This is a genomic window from Pseudoalteromonas sp. TB25 (genome assembly GCF_000497995.1).
In the GTDB taxonomy this organism is placed as follows: Bacteria; Pseudomonadota; Gammaproteobacteria; order Enterobacterales; family Alteromonadaceae; genus Pseudoalteromonas; species Pseudoalteromonas distincta.
Map to the genome: position 1 here is coordinate 3,729 of NZ_AUTI01000427.1, position 17,097 is coordinate 20,825.

17 protein-coding genes (1 of these 17 cut by a window edge) are annotated in these 17,097 nt (G+C 37.9%); all 17 read right to left on the reverse strand.

The window, feature by feature from the left end:
- Positions 1–425: part of an RHS repeat-associated core domain-containing protein coding region (locus L652_RS0120645; RefSeq protein WP_024603624.1), annotated on the reverse strand (this coding region is incomplete at its 3' end). The annotated region extends 3,728 nt beyond the left edge of the window; the window shows 425 of its 4,153 annotated nt.
- Positions 425–1,276, reverse strand: coding sequence for a hypothetical protein (locus L652_RS0120650; RefSeq protein ID WP_024595242.1), 852 nt, complete (start codon positions 1,274–1,276; stop codon positions 425–427). The genes L652_RS0120645 and L652_RS0120650, both read right to left, overlap by 1 nt.
- Positions 1,273–2,301, reverse strand: a complete 1,029-nt coding sequence (locus L652_RS0120655; RefSeq protein ID WP_024595243.1) for a hypothetical protein — start codon at positions 2,299–2,301, stop codon at positions 1,273–1,275. The genes L652_RS0120650 and L652_RS0120655 overlap by 4 nt, the downstream gene beginning before the upstream one ends.
- Positions 2,302–2,303: 2 nt before the next feature.
- Entirely contained in the window at positions 2,304–2,594 is a 291-nt protein-coding gene (locus L652_RS0120660) for a PAAR domain-containing protein (RefSeq protein WP_024595244.1), read from the reverse strand.
- A gap of 35 nt (positions 2,595–2,629) precedes the next feature.
- Positions 2,630–2,986 carry a hypothetical protein gene (locus L652_RS0120665; RefSeq protein ID WP_024595245.1) on the reverse strand — a complete coding sequence of 119 codons (357 nt, stop codon included), beginning with the start codon at positions 2,984–2,986 and terminating at the stop codon, positions 2,630–2,632.
- Between the two features lie 7 nt (positions 2,987–2,993).
- The gene (gene tssI, locus L652_RS0120670) at positions 2,994–4,871 is read right to left on the reverse strand and encodes a type VI secretion system tip protein TssI/VgrG (protein WP_024603625.1); all 1,878 of its coding nucleotides are present in this window, start codon (positions 4,869–4,871) and stop codon (positions 2,994–2,996) included.
- Between the two features lie 73 nt (positions 4,872–4,944).
- Positions 4,945–5,424, reverse strand: a complete 480-nt coding sequence (locus L652_RS0120675; RefSeq protein ID WP_024594574.1) for a type VI secretion system tube protein Hcp — start codon at positions 5,422–5,424, stop codon at positions 4,945–4,947.
- 250 nt (positions 5,425–5,674) lie between these two features.
- Complete coding sequence (gene tssH / locus L652_RS0120680; RefSeq protein WP_024594573.1) at positions 5,675–8,278, reverse strand: type VI secretion system ATPase TssH; 2,604 nt, start codon at positions 8,276–8,278, stop codon at positions 5,675–5,677.
- Between the two features lie 22 nt (positions 8,279–8,300).
- The gene (gene tssG, locus L652_RS0120685) at positions 8,301–9,290 is read right to left on the reverse strand and encodes a type VI secretion system baseplate subunit TssG (RefSeq protein ID WP_024594572.1); all 990 of its coding nucleotides are present in this window, start codon (positions 9,288–9,290) and stop codon (positions 8,301–8,303) included.
- The gene (tssF, locus tag L652_RS0120690; protein ID WP_024594571.1) at positions 9,287–11,113 is read right to left on the reverse strand and encodes a type VI secretion system baseplate subunit TssF; all 1,827 of its coding nucleotides are present in this window, start codon (positions 11,111–11,113) and stop codon (positions 9,287–9,289) included. Before tssF ends, tssG begins: the two co-directional genes overlap by 4 nt.
- Positions 11,110–11,595, reverse strand: a complete 486-nt coding sequence (tssE, locus tag L652_RS0120695; RefSeq protein WP_024594570.1) for a type VI secretion system baseplate subunit TssE — start codon at positions 11,593–11,595, stop codon at positions 11,110–11,112. Before tssE ends, tssF begins: the two co-directional genes overlap by 4 nt.
- 17 nt (positions 11,596–11,612) lie before the next feature.
- Positions 11,613–12,380: a type VI secretion system accessory protein TagJ gene (locus L652_RS0120700; RefSeq protein WP_024594569.1), complete on the reverse strand. Its 768-nt coding sequence runs from the start codon at positions 12,378–12,380 to the stop codon at positions 11,613–11,615.
- A 2-nt stretch (positions 12,381–12,382) separates the two neighbouring features.
- Positions 12,383–13,909, reverse strand: coding sequence for a type VI secretion system contractile sheath large subunit (gene tssC / locus L652_RS0120705; protein WP_024594568.1), 1,527 nt, complete (start codon positions 13,907–13,909; stop codon positions 12,383–12,385).
- 36 nt (positions 13,910–13,945) lie between these two features.
- Entirely contained in the window at positions 13,946–15,436 is a 1,491-nt protein-coding gene (tssC, locus tag L652_RS0120710) for a type VI secretion system contractile sheath large subunit (RefSeq protein ID WP_024594567.1), read from the reverse strand.
- Positions 15,433–15,936, reverse strand: a complete 504-nt coding sequence (tssB, locus tag L652_RS0120715) for a type VI secretion system contractile sheath small subunit (protein ID WP_024594566.1) — start codon at positions 15,934–15,936, stop codon at positions 15,433–15,435. Before tssB ends, tssC (L652_RS0120710) begins: the two co-directional genes overlap by 4 nt.
- A gap of 16 nt (positions 15,937–15,952) precedes the next feature.
- Entirely contained in the window at positions 15,953–16,246 is a 294-nt protein-coding gene (locus tag L652_RS1000000125565; RefSeq protein WP_253951860.1) for a hypothetical protein, read from the reverse strand.
- A gap of 92 nt (positions 16,247–16,338) precedes the next feature.
- On the reverse strand, positions 16,339–17,073 hold the full coding sequence (locus tag L652_RS01000000124235) for a type VI secretion system ImpA family N-terminal domain-containing protein (protein ID WP_253951861.1): 735 nt from the start codon (positions 17,071–17,073) through the stop codon (positions 16,339–16,341).
- Between the last annotated feature and the right edge of the window lie 24 nt (positions 17,074–17,097).

Here is a 17,097-nt window from a genome sequence, read left to right on the forward strand (position 1 = left end):
CCGCCAGTGTTTTTAGCGGGTGCTTGCGATGCGCTTTTCCCTGATGCTGTTGAGCTTGATTTTTTGCTCGACTTTTTGCCAGCTGCTCCACTATTGGTGTTATCACTAACTTGAATAGATGACTTTGCTTTTTGGTGATAACACGTTACAGCGCCAGCTATTAAAGCTTGGGTAAGTGCACTTGCGGTTTCGCGGGCAGAGGCGCTGCGTGGGCAGCTAACGCCTGCGCTATTTAATAAGTTAATTACGTCGAGGCGTTTGGCAGCATCGCCAGTTAGCGCACCACCAATTTCAGCTATTTGCTGTTTAGCACTTTGTGCCGTGTTTGCTACTGCAGGTGCATAGCCAGAGGGCGTTTGGCCTTTACCAGCAACGAGGCAAATGGGGTAACTTGTTCCTTGTAAAACAACTGTATTACTTTGCATTAGTTGTGTACTTCCTCACTTATCCATAAGTATGATGCTGCGGCCTGGTATTTTGATTGTTCTTGAGAAATCACTAACGCATGTTTAAAGTGATTTACAATAGCCGGGCTTGAGGTCAATTGATATAAATTGACGAGTCCTTCAAGCGCACCAATTTTACCTAATTTGTAATTAGGTAATTCATAATGTGTATGCTCACTAATTAAATTACTGAGCAATTGTAAATTTGTTAACCACACATCGCTTTCGTGGTTTACGCCATTACCTGGCGCACATATAAAATCTATTCGTTTTTTACTATTAAGCGCAATGTTAGAAAAAATCCCACTTAATTGGTTATGCTTTATAAAATCTACAGATGGAGCCAGTTCGTGGCTTTGTTGCATCCAACCAGTTTTAACCGCTGTAACAGTTGCAAATGCACCACCAACACCTCGATAGGCATATTCACCATTTATATTTGCTTTGTATGTTGCGTCTACTGCAAGTACGTTAACCTTTTTCCACTGATTTTTTTGCACAAGTTCGATCATTGTATTAGCGCCTGTAGCACCATAAAACAAAATATGACTTACATGCTGTGGAAATAACTGTTTTAAACTATTTGCCAAAAGTTGCTTAAGCTCGCCTTGGTATTCAAGCGCAGGAAGCAACCAAACTAAAGGTGCTTGTAAGTCTTCAACTTTTGCAAATAATTCTTTTGCTTTTAATATGCAATCGTAAATGCATGCATTCCACGATTGCCATTCTTTAAACTCATTTGATGCAGACTCTTCGCCGTATAAAAGCTCATCTATGTCTTGAGAAAATGGCGCTAAAAAACACTCCATATTAATATTAAAAGCACTCACAACACGGCCTCCGCAGCTAACTTTTTAGCAGTAGCGTGTTGGTAGTAGTTATATAAGTTAAATACAGCTTGGCTATAGCTATCCATAGCAGACATTTCTATAGCATTTAACTTAGTATTTAGCGCTTTACCTGCTATTAAGCGCGAAGATGAAAGCTCGCCCTCAAACTTTGGCCAGTTAGTGTGTAACTGACGCTTAAATTCACTACACGATAACTCATCACCTTGCCATGCTTGCAGTTGTGTTTCAAAGCTCACTAATAAATCAAGCTTATCGCCGAGCAAGCGCCTTATTAAAGCAATAATGGTATGTGGTTCTTCAACTTTATTTAAAAAAGTATTAGCTAATGGAATTAATTTTGCAAAGCTACTTTGCAGTAATACCTGCATAGTTTGGTCAACCGTTAAAGTGTTGCTTGCATGGTTGCCAACTACATTTACCTGTTCCCAACTTAGTGATAATAAAAAAAGCGACATTAACGGAGAATTAATAAGCCCAGCATTGCATAAGTGTTTAAACGTATTTATTACTTCGGTATTTTTGGCTTGGCTACTTATTAATAAATTTTGCTCCAACGCTGGCTGTAAATGCTCAAGTGACTCTTTGTCAGTGGTTAATGCAAAGCACAAAGTTTTTAAGTCAATATAAGCGATTAAATTCAAGCTGTGCTGTTGTAATAACACTTTATAAATAATTAATTTAGTTAGGCTATGTAAGGTAGGCTCGTTCATTAAAGCGTTAATAAACGCTAAGTTAATGTTTTGAGGCAAATTAGCCATTACCTCAACGCATGCTTGTGCAGTGGAATCAATATTGGGGTCACTTTGTAAAAAAGTGATTAATTGCACTAAATCTGGCTGGCTAAATTTTTGTGGGACGTTATTTTTCTTAGCCGTTAACCAACATGCTTCTAATAGCTTTGTTTTAAGCGTTTTAATAAAACCTACGCATGTAAAAGGGCAATATTGTGCTTCACTAATTGCTAGCAGTTGCGCTTTATGATTACTTAGGTATGTAGATAGCAAGGTTAGCCACCTATTAATACTGTAGGGTTGCCAACAACAATTTTACCGCCGTGGGAGCTGTCATCGCCCATTCTAGCTGCAGGCTTACCGTTAATTTTAACCGAGCCAGAACCCGATTTAATACTATCTGGTGGGCCAATACACACCATCATGTCGCCTTTGCGCGCAGCAGGCATTCCACCAATTAAGACATTAGTTGAACCAATAACTACAGGGCCGCCTACATGCGGCACTGTGCCGGTTGTTTTGGGACACACATGCATGTGACCAATTGTAGCTGCGGGCTTGCCCATAAAGACTCCTTGTCTGTTTATATTTTTAAATAAAACTAATCAAATAAAGGGATAATTAATAACTTGCTGTGCGCCACTAATAGAGATAAACACTCTATTAATTCACTTTGAGAATAATCTGAAAGTGCAACAGGGCTTTGCATAGCATATTGGTATAATCCCGACACAACATCTTCACTATTTAATACTGGGTGTAAATTATTTAAAAACTGACTAGCGTAATAACCATTCATTGCTTTTAGGTGACTTAATGCTGGATTTAGCAATGGATCGTCTGGTCTATTAATTGGCAAACATATTAAATGCGCAAGCCCATAACGGCAATATACAACATATCCGTTATTATTAATGCCGTTTCTAAGTCCTGAATGAAAGCTATTTATTATTTCCATATTTGCACTAATTTAATTTAATCATTCCAGCTGATAAAGTAATAGCACTGCCGTCAACTTTAACATTACTACCTTTAATATTTATATTAGTGCCTTCAATAGTTATATTACCATTACTGCTCATTTTAATTTGTGCAGAGCCTGTTTTAATAACTATTTCATCACCCGCTTCTATATTTAATGTTTTGCCTACTTTTAAAGTATCGTTTTCACCCATTTCGACAATACGATTTTTAGCAACATTAAGGGTGTCGTTGTTAGCAATATCTGTTTTTCTGTCGTTGCCAATTTCAATGTTGTGGTCGTGATCTGTCTTATCGTTTTGATCGTTTTTAACATAGAGCTGCTTGTCTTTTTCTGCTTGAAGATAAACCAGCTCACTGCCTTTTTTATCTTCAAACCTAAGCTCGTTAAAATTATCTGCTCCGCCTTCTTTTGTAGAACGCGTTTTTATGCCGCTTTGCGTTTTTTCTGCCGGTAATGCATACGGAGGCATTAAGTCTGCGTTATACACGGCCCCACTTATTATAGGTTGATCTGGGTCGCCATTTATAAAATCCACAAGTACTTCTTGGCCAACGCGAGGGAAGAAAAAAGCCCCCCACTTTTTACCAGCCCAGTTTTGGGCAACGCGGATCCAACACGAACTTTTAGAATCTTTTTTGCCTTCTCTGTCCCAATCAAATTGCACTTTTACACGACCATATTGGTCAATCATAATTTCATCAGCGCTATCGCCAGTTACGATTGCCGTTTGGACCCCATTTATTACAGGCTTTTTCTTATTTATTTGTGCTCTGTAAGGGATTTCTTTTGGTACACATTCAAAGTGATTTGAATAAACTTCTTCTACCGATGACTGCTGCGAACCTGATTGGTTGGGTACTGTAATTGAAGTCATCATAGAGGTAATAACAAATGTTTTACCTTCAAGACGAGGGTCTTCGTGCTTTTTAAAACTAAATAACTTACCTACAGTAAATGAGCGGCAATCACTGCGCCCACTAGAAAGCTTCATGTCTCTTTGCAGTGACTCTAGCTGCACAGACGCTAGATTAGCAGCGCGCGGGTGGCACTCTTGCTCGCCCGTGTATTCAAAAATTTCAGAGACCGATTGAGTAGGAAGTTCAGCGTTTGCTTGCTCGCCATCTGGGTATCGTGATGGCTGTTTAAAATCGTAACCAACACGTTTAAAACTACCAGGGGCAATGCTTAAGCCACCTTGCCAGCGCGATACGTGTGATTCGCTTAAATGGCCAGTTGAAAATACAACTTTGCCTTCATTACATACTTCATAAGCCGTAATATCATCAGCTAATACAAGCGTATGGTTACTGTTTGAGTGTTCAAAAAAGTAAAAAATACCTTCTTGTTGGAATAAGCGCTGAATAAAATCAAAATCAGACTCTTGATACTGAACACAATATTCATATTTAGGGTAGGTTTTACTGGTTTTATCGCTAAAGGCAACATTGTGTTGGCCAAATAAATCAGCAAATATTTCTTTAATTGTTTTCTTTTGAAAAATGCGGCTATTTTTACGATTGCGCATTGAAGCTGCGAATGGAACTATCGTCGCTTGATAATCTATATAATTTTTTTGCTCGTCAACATCAGCCGTACGGCTGCCATTTGAAACCAAATGACTAACAATGCCGTGGTAGTAACGCTCACCACCGCCATCTGCATTTTTTACTTTAATAGATACAGGTTTACCCACTAAGTCTTCGTGCGCGATTTGTTTACCAATAGTGTACATATTGGCAGACATAACAAACAAATCAGACATTGCCTCTTGGGCAACAAAACGAGTTAAATAGAGGGCATCTTTACCAACAGGGGTGCTAATTTGAATTACGTTTTTATCTTGTGTTGCTTTTTGCATTCCTTGCTTTTCCCGTCCTAAAGATCAAAAAAAGCTCTGAGCAATGCCCAGAGCCATTATAAGGTAACAAATATTACATTTGTTGACCTTTAACACCGCTGTAACCGTATACGAGAGGAGCAGTAATGTTATTTTTGTCGTCTGTTGGAGTAACAGTCATCATCATTTCTGTGTAGCTGATAGTGATTGTTTCGATTGGACGATCGTTTTGTACTGAAACTGAGTAGCTAGAAATCATTGCATCTGTAAGTTCGATTTTCATGATTTCTTCAACCTTATCACCTTGCTTAGTGATATGGAAAACAGCTGGTAAACCTTTACCGATTGTCGCTTCTTTGAAAAGATCCGGAGATGCTTTATCTTGAAGTTTAGTGATTGTTACGTCACCAAGGCGAGTAGAGCTTGACTCACGGTCCATCGCTGTACCAGTAGCTGAGCTAATTTCGCGACTTACATTCCAATCAAGAGATAAAACTGTAATTAAATCTTTAAAAGACTCAGCAGTAGTTTCGCCTTTGATTGAACCGTATTTTAAATATGTATTTGCTTGCATTTGATAATGCTCCTTTTTATTAAACAATGTTATCCATTAATACTGGATTCTTTACTTTGGTATATACCAAAATTCCTTTGAAACCATTATCTTTAATACAGCAATGAAAAGGCCTTCTGATTCCTTTCCTTAGATGAAGACAATGTCTCAAAAATTCCATGTAGTGATATCAGGCACCAAAATTATAATGCCCTCAAACTAAAGAAACAACCTTAATAACAAGTTATTTCAAATTAACTTTAATTAACCTTTAATTCAGCTCTAGTTCAAATTCATTATCTTTTACTAATAGCGATATACTATTAATTTCTTTGTCGTCAATCATGCTAGAAAGTAAAACCTCAGACAACAATGGCAGCACTCTATTTTGAAGTATAGTGTGAATATTACGTGCACCTGAGCCTGCATTTTGGCAATTAGCAATAATATATTCAATTACATCGTCATTATAAATTAACTCTGCATTGTAGTGTTTTTTAACACGTTTAATTATTTTATTTATTTGAATAGCGGCAATCTCAGTAAGAATATCGTCACTTAATGGAATGTAAGGTATTACATTAATACGACCTAAAAATGCCGGTTTAAATGAAGCAAGTAAATCATCTTGTAATGCCTTTAATAAACCTTTGATGCTTGGTTTACTTTCTTCGTCTTCAAATAAGCTCATTGTGGTATCTGTGCCCACGTTTGAGGTCATAATAATGATTGTGTTTTTAAAGTCGATATCGCGACCTTCACCGTCTTTAATTGTACCTTTATCAAACACTTGATAAAAAATATCTTGTACGCCTGGGTGTGCTTTTTCCATCTCATCCAAAAGTACAACACTGTATGGCTTTCTTCTTACAGCCTCGGTTAATATTCCTCCCTCACCGTAACCTACATACCCTGGAGGAGAGCCAAGTAATAAAGAAACTTTATGTTCTTCTTTAAACTCTGACATGTTAATTACCGTGACGTTTTCTTCACTACCATACACTTCTTGGGCTAGCGAAAGTGCAGTTTCTGTTTTACCCACACCGCTTGGCCCTGCTAACATAAATATACCGTTAGGACGGCTTTCATCTGCTAGCTGAGCACGAGATGTTTGAACAACTTTAGCTATTAAATCAAGAGAGTGGTCTTGCCCTACAACTCGTTGCTTCATTTGCTGTGCTAAATTTAAAATGCCATGTATTTCATCTTCATGCATTTTGCCAACAGGTATCCCTGTCCAATCTGAAATAACTTGCGCTATAAGCTCTTCATTAACCTGCCAATGAACCATATTATGTTCAAAAGAGGCTAGCTTCTCTTTACTAAGTCTTAGCTTATCGAGTATTTCTTGTGATGACTCTTCATCTTGAGAGTTAATAAGCTCTAAAGCTTGATTAAGCTCAGCTACAATTTCTTTTTCAGCACTAAATTGCTCATTTAACGGCGCTAATCGCTCTTCAATTGTAATTAGCTCTGCTTTTAATGTGTCTAGTTGCTGTGAATGATCTAAACCCGTTTTTTGCTCTCTGTTAAGCATTTTTACTTGTGTTTCTATTTCGCTTAAGCGATTTACAAGCTGCTCTATAGTATTTGGAGTAGATGCTTGGCTCATTGCAACACGTGCACAAGCTGTATCTAGTAATGCAACGGCTTTGTCTGGGAGCTGCCTTGCAGTAATATATCGGTGTGATAAGTGCACTGCGCCTTCAAGTGCTTGCTCAGATATAAACACTTTGTGGTGTTTTTCCATTACAGGCACTAAGCCTCGTAACATTGCCACCGCTTTTTCAGGGGTTGGCTCTTCAACTTTTACAACTTGGAATCGGCGTGTTAATGCGGCGTCTTTCTCAAAAAACTTTTTGTATTCAGCCCAAGTAGTTGCAGCTATTGTGCGTAATTCACCACGCGCTAAAGCAGGCTTTAATAGATTTGCCGCATCATTTTGACCCGCTGCACCACCGCTACCAATCATGGTATGTGCTTCATCAATAAACAAAACAACCGGATTTACCGCATTTTTTACTTCATTGATAAGCGATTTAAGGCGATTTTCAAATTCCCCTTTCATACCTGCACCAGCTTGTAATAGTGCTAAATCTAAGCTGTGAATTTTTACATTTTGTAATACGGCTGGTACGTCTTTTTGAGCAATTCTTAATGCTAGCCCTTCAACAACAGCTGTTTTACCTACGCCCGCTTCACCAGTTAAAATTGGGTTGTTTTGGCGGCGTCTGGTTAAAATATCAACCATTTGACGAATTTCGAAATCACGACCAAGAATAGGGTCTATTTTTCCAGCGAGTGCTTGGGCAGTTAAATCAACAGTAAATTGATCTAAACTTGGAGTTTTAGAACCAACATTTGCTTGAGTTGACGCATTTTGTACTGAATGGTTGCGCTCTTGAGATTGCGCAACTATTTCAGGCCATGCATGAAGCAATTGACCAGGCTCTATTTTATTAAATAACTTACTACAACGTGTTACTAAGCTAGATAATGTATCGTCTTTAGTAAGGGTATAAATAACGTATGCACTACGAATTTGATTATCTGTAAACTCAATGCTGGTACTTAACCAAGATTGCTTAAGAAGACTCGTAACATGCACTGACAAACTAGGAGATGACTCACTACCCGTTTTAAACGACTCTAATGATTGATTTAAATCCTGTTGAACTTTATCAATATCTATATCGAACGAGCCAAAAATTAGTCTAACATCATCTAATTGCTGCTCAATCATTGCAAGTAACCAATGCTCAAGTTCAACCGTGAAATGACTGCGACTATTACATATAGCAACAGCACCTTCTAGGCTTTTTCTGCAATCAGGACTCAGTTTTTCAACTAGTTTATTCAGTGTCATCGAAGACATACTTTTTTCCTTTTAATTTTAATTATCCCTTAAACGATAACTTAGTAGGGTTAGATTTTAATTTGTTATCTTGTACAGATAAGAAGCTATTAGCGCCTAACTGACACTCATTTTTTGAAAGTTTAGCGGCACCTAAATTTTGAAAATTTGACTCAATGACTAAGCGAAAGTTAATAGCATTTCCTACATAGTCTTTTGTTATTTGATTCGCTATTTCGAAAAGCGGACCTTTGGGCAAAAGTTGTTTTGCTTTATCTGGATCATCTGATTTTATGTGGATTTCGATATTAGAAGATACGTCCCATACTTTATTTCCAATCATGGTATCAACACCTAAACGGGCGTGCTGGCCTTCATATAATGCCTGGCTTGCTAAACGGGTTTGTTCTTGCTCTTTTAACTCGTGCCATTGGCCAACCATTTGTTTGATTGATACATCACAACCTAGGTATGACGAAAGTACATTTTTTAAATCAAATGCATTTCTAATTTTACGGCTATATAAACCTGAAAAATGCAGTTGGTGCTCGTTATAGCCACCACTTAATAAACCAAGTATTTGTGTGTATGGGTCTTTGTTTTTTTCTTTATTAACGTGATTAAGCGAAGGCTTATATTTTTTCCAAGCGCGGTAATACAGTGAGACTAAACGATGATTAAACATGTCGTAAAAGTCACGCATGGTTGTATCTTTATAGCGCAAACGCTGCATCACAAGTTCGCTATAAAACTGGGGCAAAGCGCCTGAACAACCCGTCAGTCCCATAAAAGAAACCTGCATAGTTACTTTATGCATACCGTCTTCAAAACCAGTTTCTTCTAATTTGGTAATTGCATTACCTGGATAACCAAACTTTTGGGTAGCTGTAAACTTAATCAACTCTTGCTTTGGATTACTGTCGTAACCGACATGTCGATAATCTAAGCCACGCTTTTTTAGCTGATTTTCAATTATGAAAACAGCTTTATAAAAGTCAATTTGAGAAGCTTGTGAGATTATTTGCTTTATCATAATAACGGACAGTCACCCACTCTTGCAGGCCATTGATAATAAATTTGTTCTTGCTCTTTAAGCCTTAAACTTAAACGCGTGTAGCTATTTATTGCTGCAAATTGAGCAAAAAAGTGATCAAGTATTGATGCAAAGAAGAACATGCCGCTGCCAGAAAAATCATCGTTAGCAAATGTAATTTCAATTTCGCTGCCTGTTGCAAAGCTTACTTTACCTTTTTGAATCACACGGGCAGTTGAGGGCTCTATTACCACTCTATAAATATTATCTATCATGCCTTTAGTTTGTGGTGATGCTCTAAAATCGTATAAACGCAAAACTTCTTTAAGCTTATTACATGCGTCTTCACCACTAAAAGTATCAAGCGTTAAATGATTAACTAACTGCCACCGGGTTGCATCAGCTAATATAGGTCTCACTGCATGAGTAAATGGCGTTAAACATCTTATTTTTTTAATTACATCGCCGCGCTCAGGCATTAATAAACCAAGTTCGTCATCACCAAATGGCATGCTTGCTGGTAGGTTGCGATTACTACAATTTGCGCGCACAGTAAGTACAGAGTTTCCGTCACCATATTCCATCGCACTATTTTCAAAAGTAGCATCAACTAACGATAAAAATGTTTCGGTTCCTGACTCTACATAACCGCCAGCCCAAGAAGCAGTTTCTCGACGAATATGCCAAAACAAATCATCATGTCCATGATATTTAGGATGTGTTTGACCATAAAAAGGCGAAACAATTTGTTTATTGCCTTTATGATCAAATGCAATAACTTCCGATATACCAATTACTTCTGATATTTCCGAGTCCATATAACGCGGTGTTAACTGATATTCATATTCACTGATCTCAGGTCGTATTGGCTCAAGCTCTTGTTCAAATAAGTTTATTATTGGTGTACAGCCTAATAAGAACATATCTTTATCTACTTGCTTTTCAAGCTCAGCAGATTCAGTATCTAGGTAAATATAAATACTACATTTATTAGATTGCTTAGGCAGTGATGAAAGAATGCCTTCAAGCTCAAAAAACCTAAACTTCTCAGGAAAAGTAAAATTTTCGACGAGCAAACGATATCCGGCAGATGAGCGCTGCGAATAAGGAACCACAGCCTCGTTAGAATCAAAGCCCACTGCTTTTAATTGGTTTTTTGACAGATATCTAATACCTTCATCGCCATTGTCTATAGCAATACCAATACTATGTTTGAACAGTAGCTCGTAAACTTTAAGTGTATGATGCCATTGGCCATTGATAAAAATCCGTAATTTTTCAAGGCCGGTTTCTGCAAGCGAAACCCCTTTATACTCACCTGTTAATTCTATTTTGAAAATAGATTTTGCTTTTTCTTGCCAGCGAGGCTTAGGCGCTACAAATGGGCTATTATCAAATTGCACATTTGTTATTTCAACAGGCCAAAGGTAGGTTTCATAACACGTTTGAAATTTACATTGCTTCATTGAGTCAACGTTAGTTTCTACTTCACTTGCCTTTGGTATAACCACCCCTGCCGTAGATAAGTTCTCAGCTTCGAGCTTAACAACTGACATTGATGGGATTGGCGCTTGGTAATCTGGTAACATTTGCCCTAGCAAAGCATCCGTTAACTCCGGGAAACTATCGTCGAGCTTTTGCCTTATATTGGCAGTTAAAAATGCAAAAGATTCTATTAATCTTGAGACATGAGGGTCTTCAATATGATCTTCACTTAACTTTAAACGCCCTGCAACTTTTGGATATTTTTCAGCAAAGTCTTTACCTAAATGACGCACAAATGCTAATTCACGATTGTAATACTTCAATAACTCATCGTTCATAATGATGCCTCAATAATCTTCATACCCAAGTTCACGGGCTCTACTTCTGAATCAAAACTAATAAACTCTGGCTCAGGGTCGGCGTATAAAAGCGCATTTATTCTTAAATTTAACACTCTGTTTAAAGGCACTTCTTCATCTGTAAACACTTCTACTTCAAGAAACCGTGGCTCAAACTTTAAAATTGTATTTCTGACGGTTTCACACAGTAATGCGCGCCCTTCGTGAGAGCTTACAGACATACTCGAAAAGTCAGGTAAACCATAAGACAAACATGAAGTAGCCAGCTCGGTGTATTGAGTTGGCCATGTATGCCATTGAATTCGAGCATTTAGCAAAGCTTCAATATCTCTGCGCACGTTTTTTCTAAGCTCACTAATAGTGATGCCTTCGGTACGTGATGGCGCATCCTGGAAGTCGGGCTCATCGTCAATGAGCCTATCTATGATGGATGCTTGAAGCTGTTGTTTATGCTCTATCATGGTTGCTTAAGCTGAAATTATGCTGTTTCAAGTGAGCTTATTTTTAAATTTGGGATGGTGATAGCCTCATCATCAACAAACAGCATTTTCATGCCCTTACCAATAATAAATTCATCTTTTAACTCAACCCAATCAGACACTTGACCTAGCTTTTCAAGCTCCGATTCAGAGTTAATATAAACAAGTGGTAAATGAGCTGTACCTGATGGACCATCTTTAATTGTAATTTCAACACGTAACCAAATACTTTCTAATAAAGATTCTACAGGCTCCATTTTTAACGATTCAATTTCGTTAAAGTTTGCTAGATAAAACTCACCATTAGTACCTAAAACCTCTAGGTACGGGTTTAAGCAATCATCAAGATCTCTTGTTGATGCCTCGTCTGTGCTAACTCTTAAAGACTCCATCTCTTGAGCTAACTGAGCTGCTTCGTCGGTTGAGTCTTCTAACAGAGCAACATGCATTTTCAAAAATAGTGTGTCTAACTCATTCGCATCATGAAATAACTTAGGAATGCCTTTACCTTGATAAAAATCTACACGAGATTGCTGAGCACGAATTAAGTGCCTTAAATTTACTGCACCTACTGCAAATTCTGGATTTTTTTGTACCATGAAATCTAGCTGTTTATCGGCTTTTTCAAGTTCACCATTTATGCAAAGTAATTCGGCGTAAATACTTCTGATATCAAAGTTTAATGGCTCATCTTGAAGCTCTGTAGCACAACAAGATAATGCATCAGTAAGTTTCCCCTCGCGAATTAAGCTATGTATTTTTTTCATGACTATTCCTTTATTTTATGATGAGGACTGAGCTCTGTAATTAATTTAATACTGGAGATCATCTGATCTAATTGAAAATGTGGCTGTAATTGTAAAACAGAAAAGTAATGCCCTGGATTGGCTTTATTTTCACTGACTTTTATTCTGGCATTACTTAACGGGTACTTACTTCTTATATGCTCGGAGGAGGAATCTGAAGCCGTTGTATAATTATTTATCCACGCTTGTAGGTCTCGCTCACAAGCTTGTGCCGTGTTATAAGAGCCGACACGGTCTCGAGCTAATAGCTTTAAATAGTGAGCAAAACGAGATACACACAAAATATATTGCAGCATTGAAGATAAGCGCGCATTAATATTAGCGGCGCTTGATTCATAGTTTTTGGTTTTTTGAACCGATGCATTACTATAAAAAACAATGTGTTCTGTATTAGTCACTGATGATGCTGGAATAAAGCCAAGTTCAGAAAATTGCTTTTCAAATTTGCTTGTTACTAATAAGTTTAGTGGTGGCTTTGCTTCTTTTTGATAAGTGTCGTTTGCAAAACTGTCTCTCGCAAGCCCTGTAACCAGACCCTTTGAAATTTTACCCGGCTCAATACCGCGAATGTGCCCAAACCAGCCACTATCGCAATATGCTCTTATTAAGGTAGATACAAATTGATATGCTGCATTGCCCCAAAGCATATCGCTTTCAGGGTCTTTAATTTGTTCTTTAAAGTAAAAATCTTGATGACGTTTTCCATCATTGCTATATGGCGGTCTAACTAATATATGAGGAAGCGTAAGCCCAATAAAACGAGATTCTTCCATCGCTCGAAAGCTTTGCCATTTAGCGTATTCGGGTTGTTCAAACTGGTCAAATAAGTCTGCGTAATAGCCTAAATCAGAAAAGTTATCTGCACCAAATAAGTTAGGAGAAGCTGAGCAAATAAATGGAGAGAAAGCAGCGGCAGCGGTTCTAGATATTTCTTTTATTGTGTCTATGTCATTATAAATTGTGCCTGCTGAGCACATGTTACTAATTTCATAATCACCCACTACTACACCAAATGGCTCGCCACCTGCGCTATCAAACTCACTTTGATAAAGTAGTTGAAAAAATAGGCTTTGGTCAAAATCAATAGCTTTGTTTACATCTTTAGAGAGTGTTGCCCAATCGCAGTTCAATACTTTTATTTTTACTTTATTTTCTTTGTCGTATTGTTCGCTTTGAAGTATCAGCCACCAAAGATTACGCCAACTGGCTTCTAACTTTTGAAATCTATCATTATGAATTATGAGGTTTAATTGTTCTGAAATGAGTTGATCGAGTTCAACAATTACGCGCTGTAAATAAGGACCAAGTGATTCTTTAGTCCAAGATATAGGTGAATCTGAAGAGCCTTCAAGCCATAACAACAAGGCTTTATCTAGGTTTTTTTCGTTTAAAAACCTATCGAGTAAAGCCTCATTATCACTTATTCTAGACTGCGCTTTTTGTACAAAAGCGAAGTCTTGATTTATAAATGAAAACTCTTCGTGATTCATTCTACTGCATTATCCTTAACGCTCGAGATCAGTTAATTAACCGATCTCTGGAATTTTAGCTACAAGGCGTAAAGAAGAAGTAAGCTCTTCCATTTGTAGCCAAGGTCGTAACCATGCAACTGCATTATATGCACCTGGTTGACCTGGAATTTCCTTAACTGATACTTTTGCATCTGCTAGAGGATAACGTGCTCTGATATCTTGACCACCACCCTCAGTCGCATTTACATACGAAAGGATCCAGCGGTTTAACCAAGACTCAACGTCTTCAGCTTCCATAAAGCTACCAATTTTATCACGCGCCATTACTTTTAGGTAATGAGCAAAGCGAGACGTTGCCATAAGGTAAGGTAGACGTGCAGATATTGCCGCATTAGCTGTGGCATCTGGAGTTGAATAAATTTGTGGCTTTTGGCAGCTTTGTCCACCAAAAAATACTGCATAATCTGTATTTTTGTAATGACAAAGAGGCAAGAAACCTAACTTGCTTAATTCAGCTTCACGACGATCTGTAATGCCAATTTCAGTTGGGCATTTAAGATCTGGATCGCCATCATCACTTGTGAAGATATGCGTAGGAAGACCTTCTACTTTACCGCCGCCTTCAGCACCACGTATTGCAGTACAGAAACCGTATTGAGCAAATGCTTTGGTCATATTTGTTGCCATAGCGTAGGCTGCATTACTCCAACAGTAATCACTGTTATCAGTACTTACTGAACGGCCATCTTTTGGTTCAACTTCAAACTCTTCATAGTTAAATTCTTCAACTGGTTTAGAAGCCGCACCATAAGGTAGGCGAGATAAGAAACGAGGCATAGTTAATGAAACAAAACGCGAATCATCGCTGTCTCTGAATGAACGCCACTTAGTGTACTCTAGAGATTCAAATACTTTTTCTAAATCACGTGGTTTGGTTAGCTCTTCCCAGTTATCAAAACCAAATAATGATGGCGATGAAGCTGAAATAAATGGACAGAAACCAGCGGCTGCAACATTAGACATTAGACTTAATGTTTCAACATCTTCAGGGTGATTAGTAAACTCAAAGTCACCAACGATAGTACCGTATGGTTCGCCACCTGGAGTACCAAACTCAGACTCATAGATTTTTTTGAATGTTTGGCTTTGGTCAAACTCAACAGCTTTGCTCAAATCTTTATGAAGTTCTTTTTTCTTCATATTTAGCATACGAATTTTAAGTGTAGAGCTTGTCTCAGAATTCATTACTAAATGGTGCAATCCACGCCAAGAGCCTTCTAACTTTTGAAACTCTTCGCTGTGCATTACTACACTTAGCTGTTTTGAGATCTTTTGATCGATTAATTGAATTGCTTCATTAAACGTCACTGTCATGTTTTTGTTCCACTGAACAGTCCCTTTTAAGGCTTCTTCTGTCAGTGTTTTAAGTAACTCTTCTGCACGGCTTGCATCGGTTTGCTTAGTTGCGCCAATAGCTTGCTCTAATAGTGAAGACGTTGCTTCTGAGGTAGACTCTAATTCAGTACTTAGTTGCTCTGTACTCATTTTTCAGTCTCCTCTATTTTAAGCTCTTTTGCGATTGTATCTAAGCTTGCTGTGTTGCTTAGTACTTCTTCAAGCACGTTTTCTAATTCTTCAGAGCGGTCAATCTTAGTCATTAAATCGCGTAACTTGTTACGTGTTTCCATTAATTTACGTAATGGCTCAACCTGATTTACAACAGCTGCTGGTTCAAAGTCATCAATCGATTTAAAGTTAAGTTTTACTTCAAATTCAGAACCATCATCATTAAGCGTATTATCAACTAATAATTTTAGTGAAGGGCTCATGCGCTTTAAAACGTCATTAAAGTTTTCACGATCTATTTGCACAAATCGTCTATCTTTAAGTGGTTTTAATGCTTCTGTGTTATCACCAGAGAAGTCGCCCATAACACCAACAACAAATGGTAATTCTTTTTTTACTGCAGTGCCTTCAGTTTCCACATCATAAGTGATGTGTACGCGAGGCTTACGAACTCGTTTTAATTTATCATGGATACTCATAGAGAACTCCTTTTACTTATGTTTCAGTTTCGCTGATTTTAATGCCAGACAACTTAAAGTACCCAGTCCTAGCATCACTATCTGTAATTAATTCATTTAATAATTCAGGCAGCGACAATTCGCTCCATCGAATTACTTGTTCTATGGTGTAAGACATAGGTGAGTGCGGCTCTGTTTTTCTAAAAAAAGTAGCGATTTCTTTGAGTTTATTAATCGCACTTTCTCTTGAGTTAATTTCGTGATTAACTTTTACAACTTGCTCTGTAACACTTTGACCGTCGTCGTCTTCACTTTGAACCACTTCTTGCACTTCGTTTAATGCAGCTTTTGCCTTATCAGCAGCTTCAAGCTTATCTGCAGCAACATGCTCAACAGCAGCAAGACTAACTGCTAATGCTTGTTTTATATTTGATGTTGGCTGTGGCTGNGCTGTCCAGTTACTCTATCCAATACTTCGCTTAATAAAGCAAATTGCTCAATCGCGTTTTCAATGTCTTGTTTTAAAGTAACAAAGAATTCAGTACTTGTTTCTGCAGCACTTCTTTCAATGAGCTCATAGTCAACAGCACCTAAATTAAGCTTTTTCTCTCTTTTCTCATCTGTTAAACGAGAAATATCATAGCCTTGCTGATATTCCCAAAAAGAATATGACTCCATACTGGCGCTATCGGTCAGATAGATACTTTTTATCGGGATTATTAATGTACCTTCGCCTGCTGAACCATTAAGGCCAACCAATGCAGATACTTTGTCTGACACTTCATCATCGTCATCGAGTGACGGGTATAATTCATCAAAATAATTGTCGAGCAAGTTATGAGCAACTTTAAAACCAAAAGCTAAGCCTTTGAAGCCATGAATTCGACAAAGTGCTTCAATAAACCAAGCTAAATATTCGATATCTTTGCTTTGTGTTTTTATTGCTTTGCTACATTGCTCTAATAAAGGAAGCCAATCTCTTGCTAGTGAGGAAATACCTTCTTCATCCACTAATGCATTTCTTTCTGCTGCGCGAAGCTGGTTTCTTAAATCTTTTAAGGCGTAATAAGTCGACGTAGGCGAGACATCTGAGCGAGGATCAATACCTGCAACCTCGGTGTCTGAAATAGGGGAAATATACTCTTCAAATAAAAACATTCCGTCGTCCTAATAATTATCCAT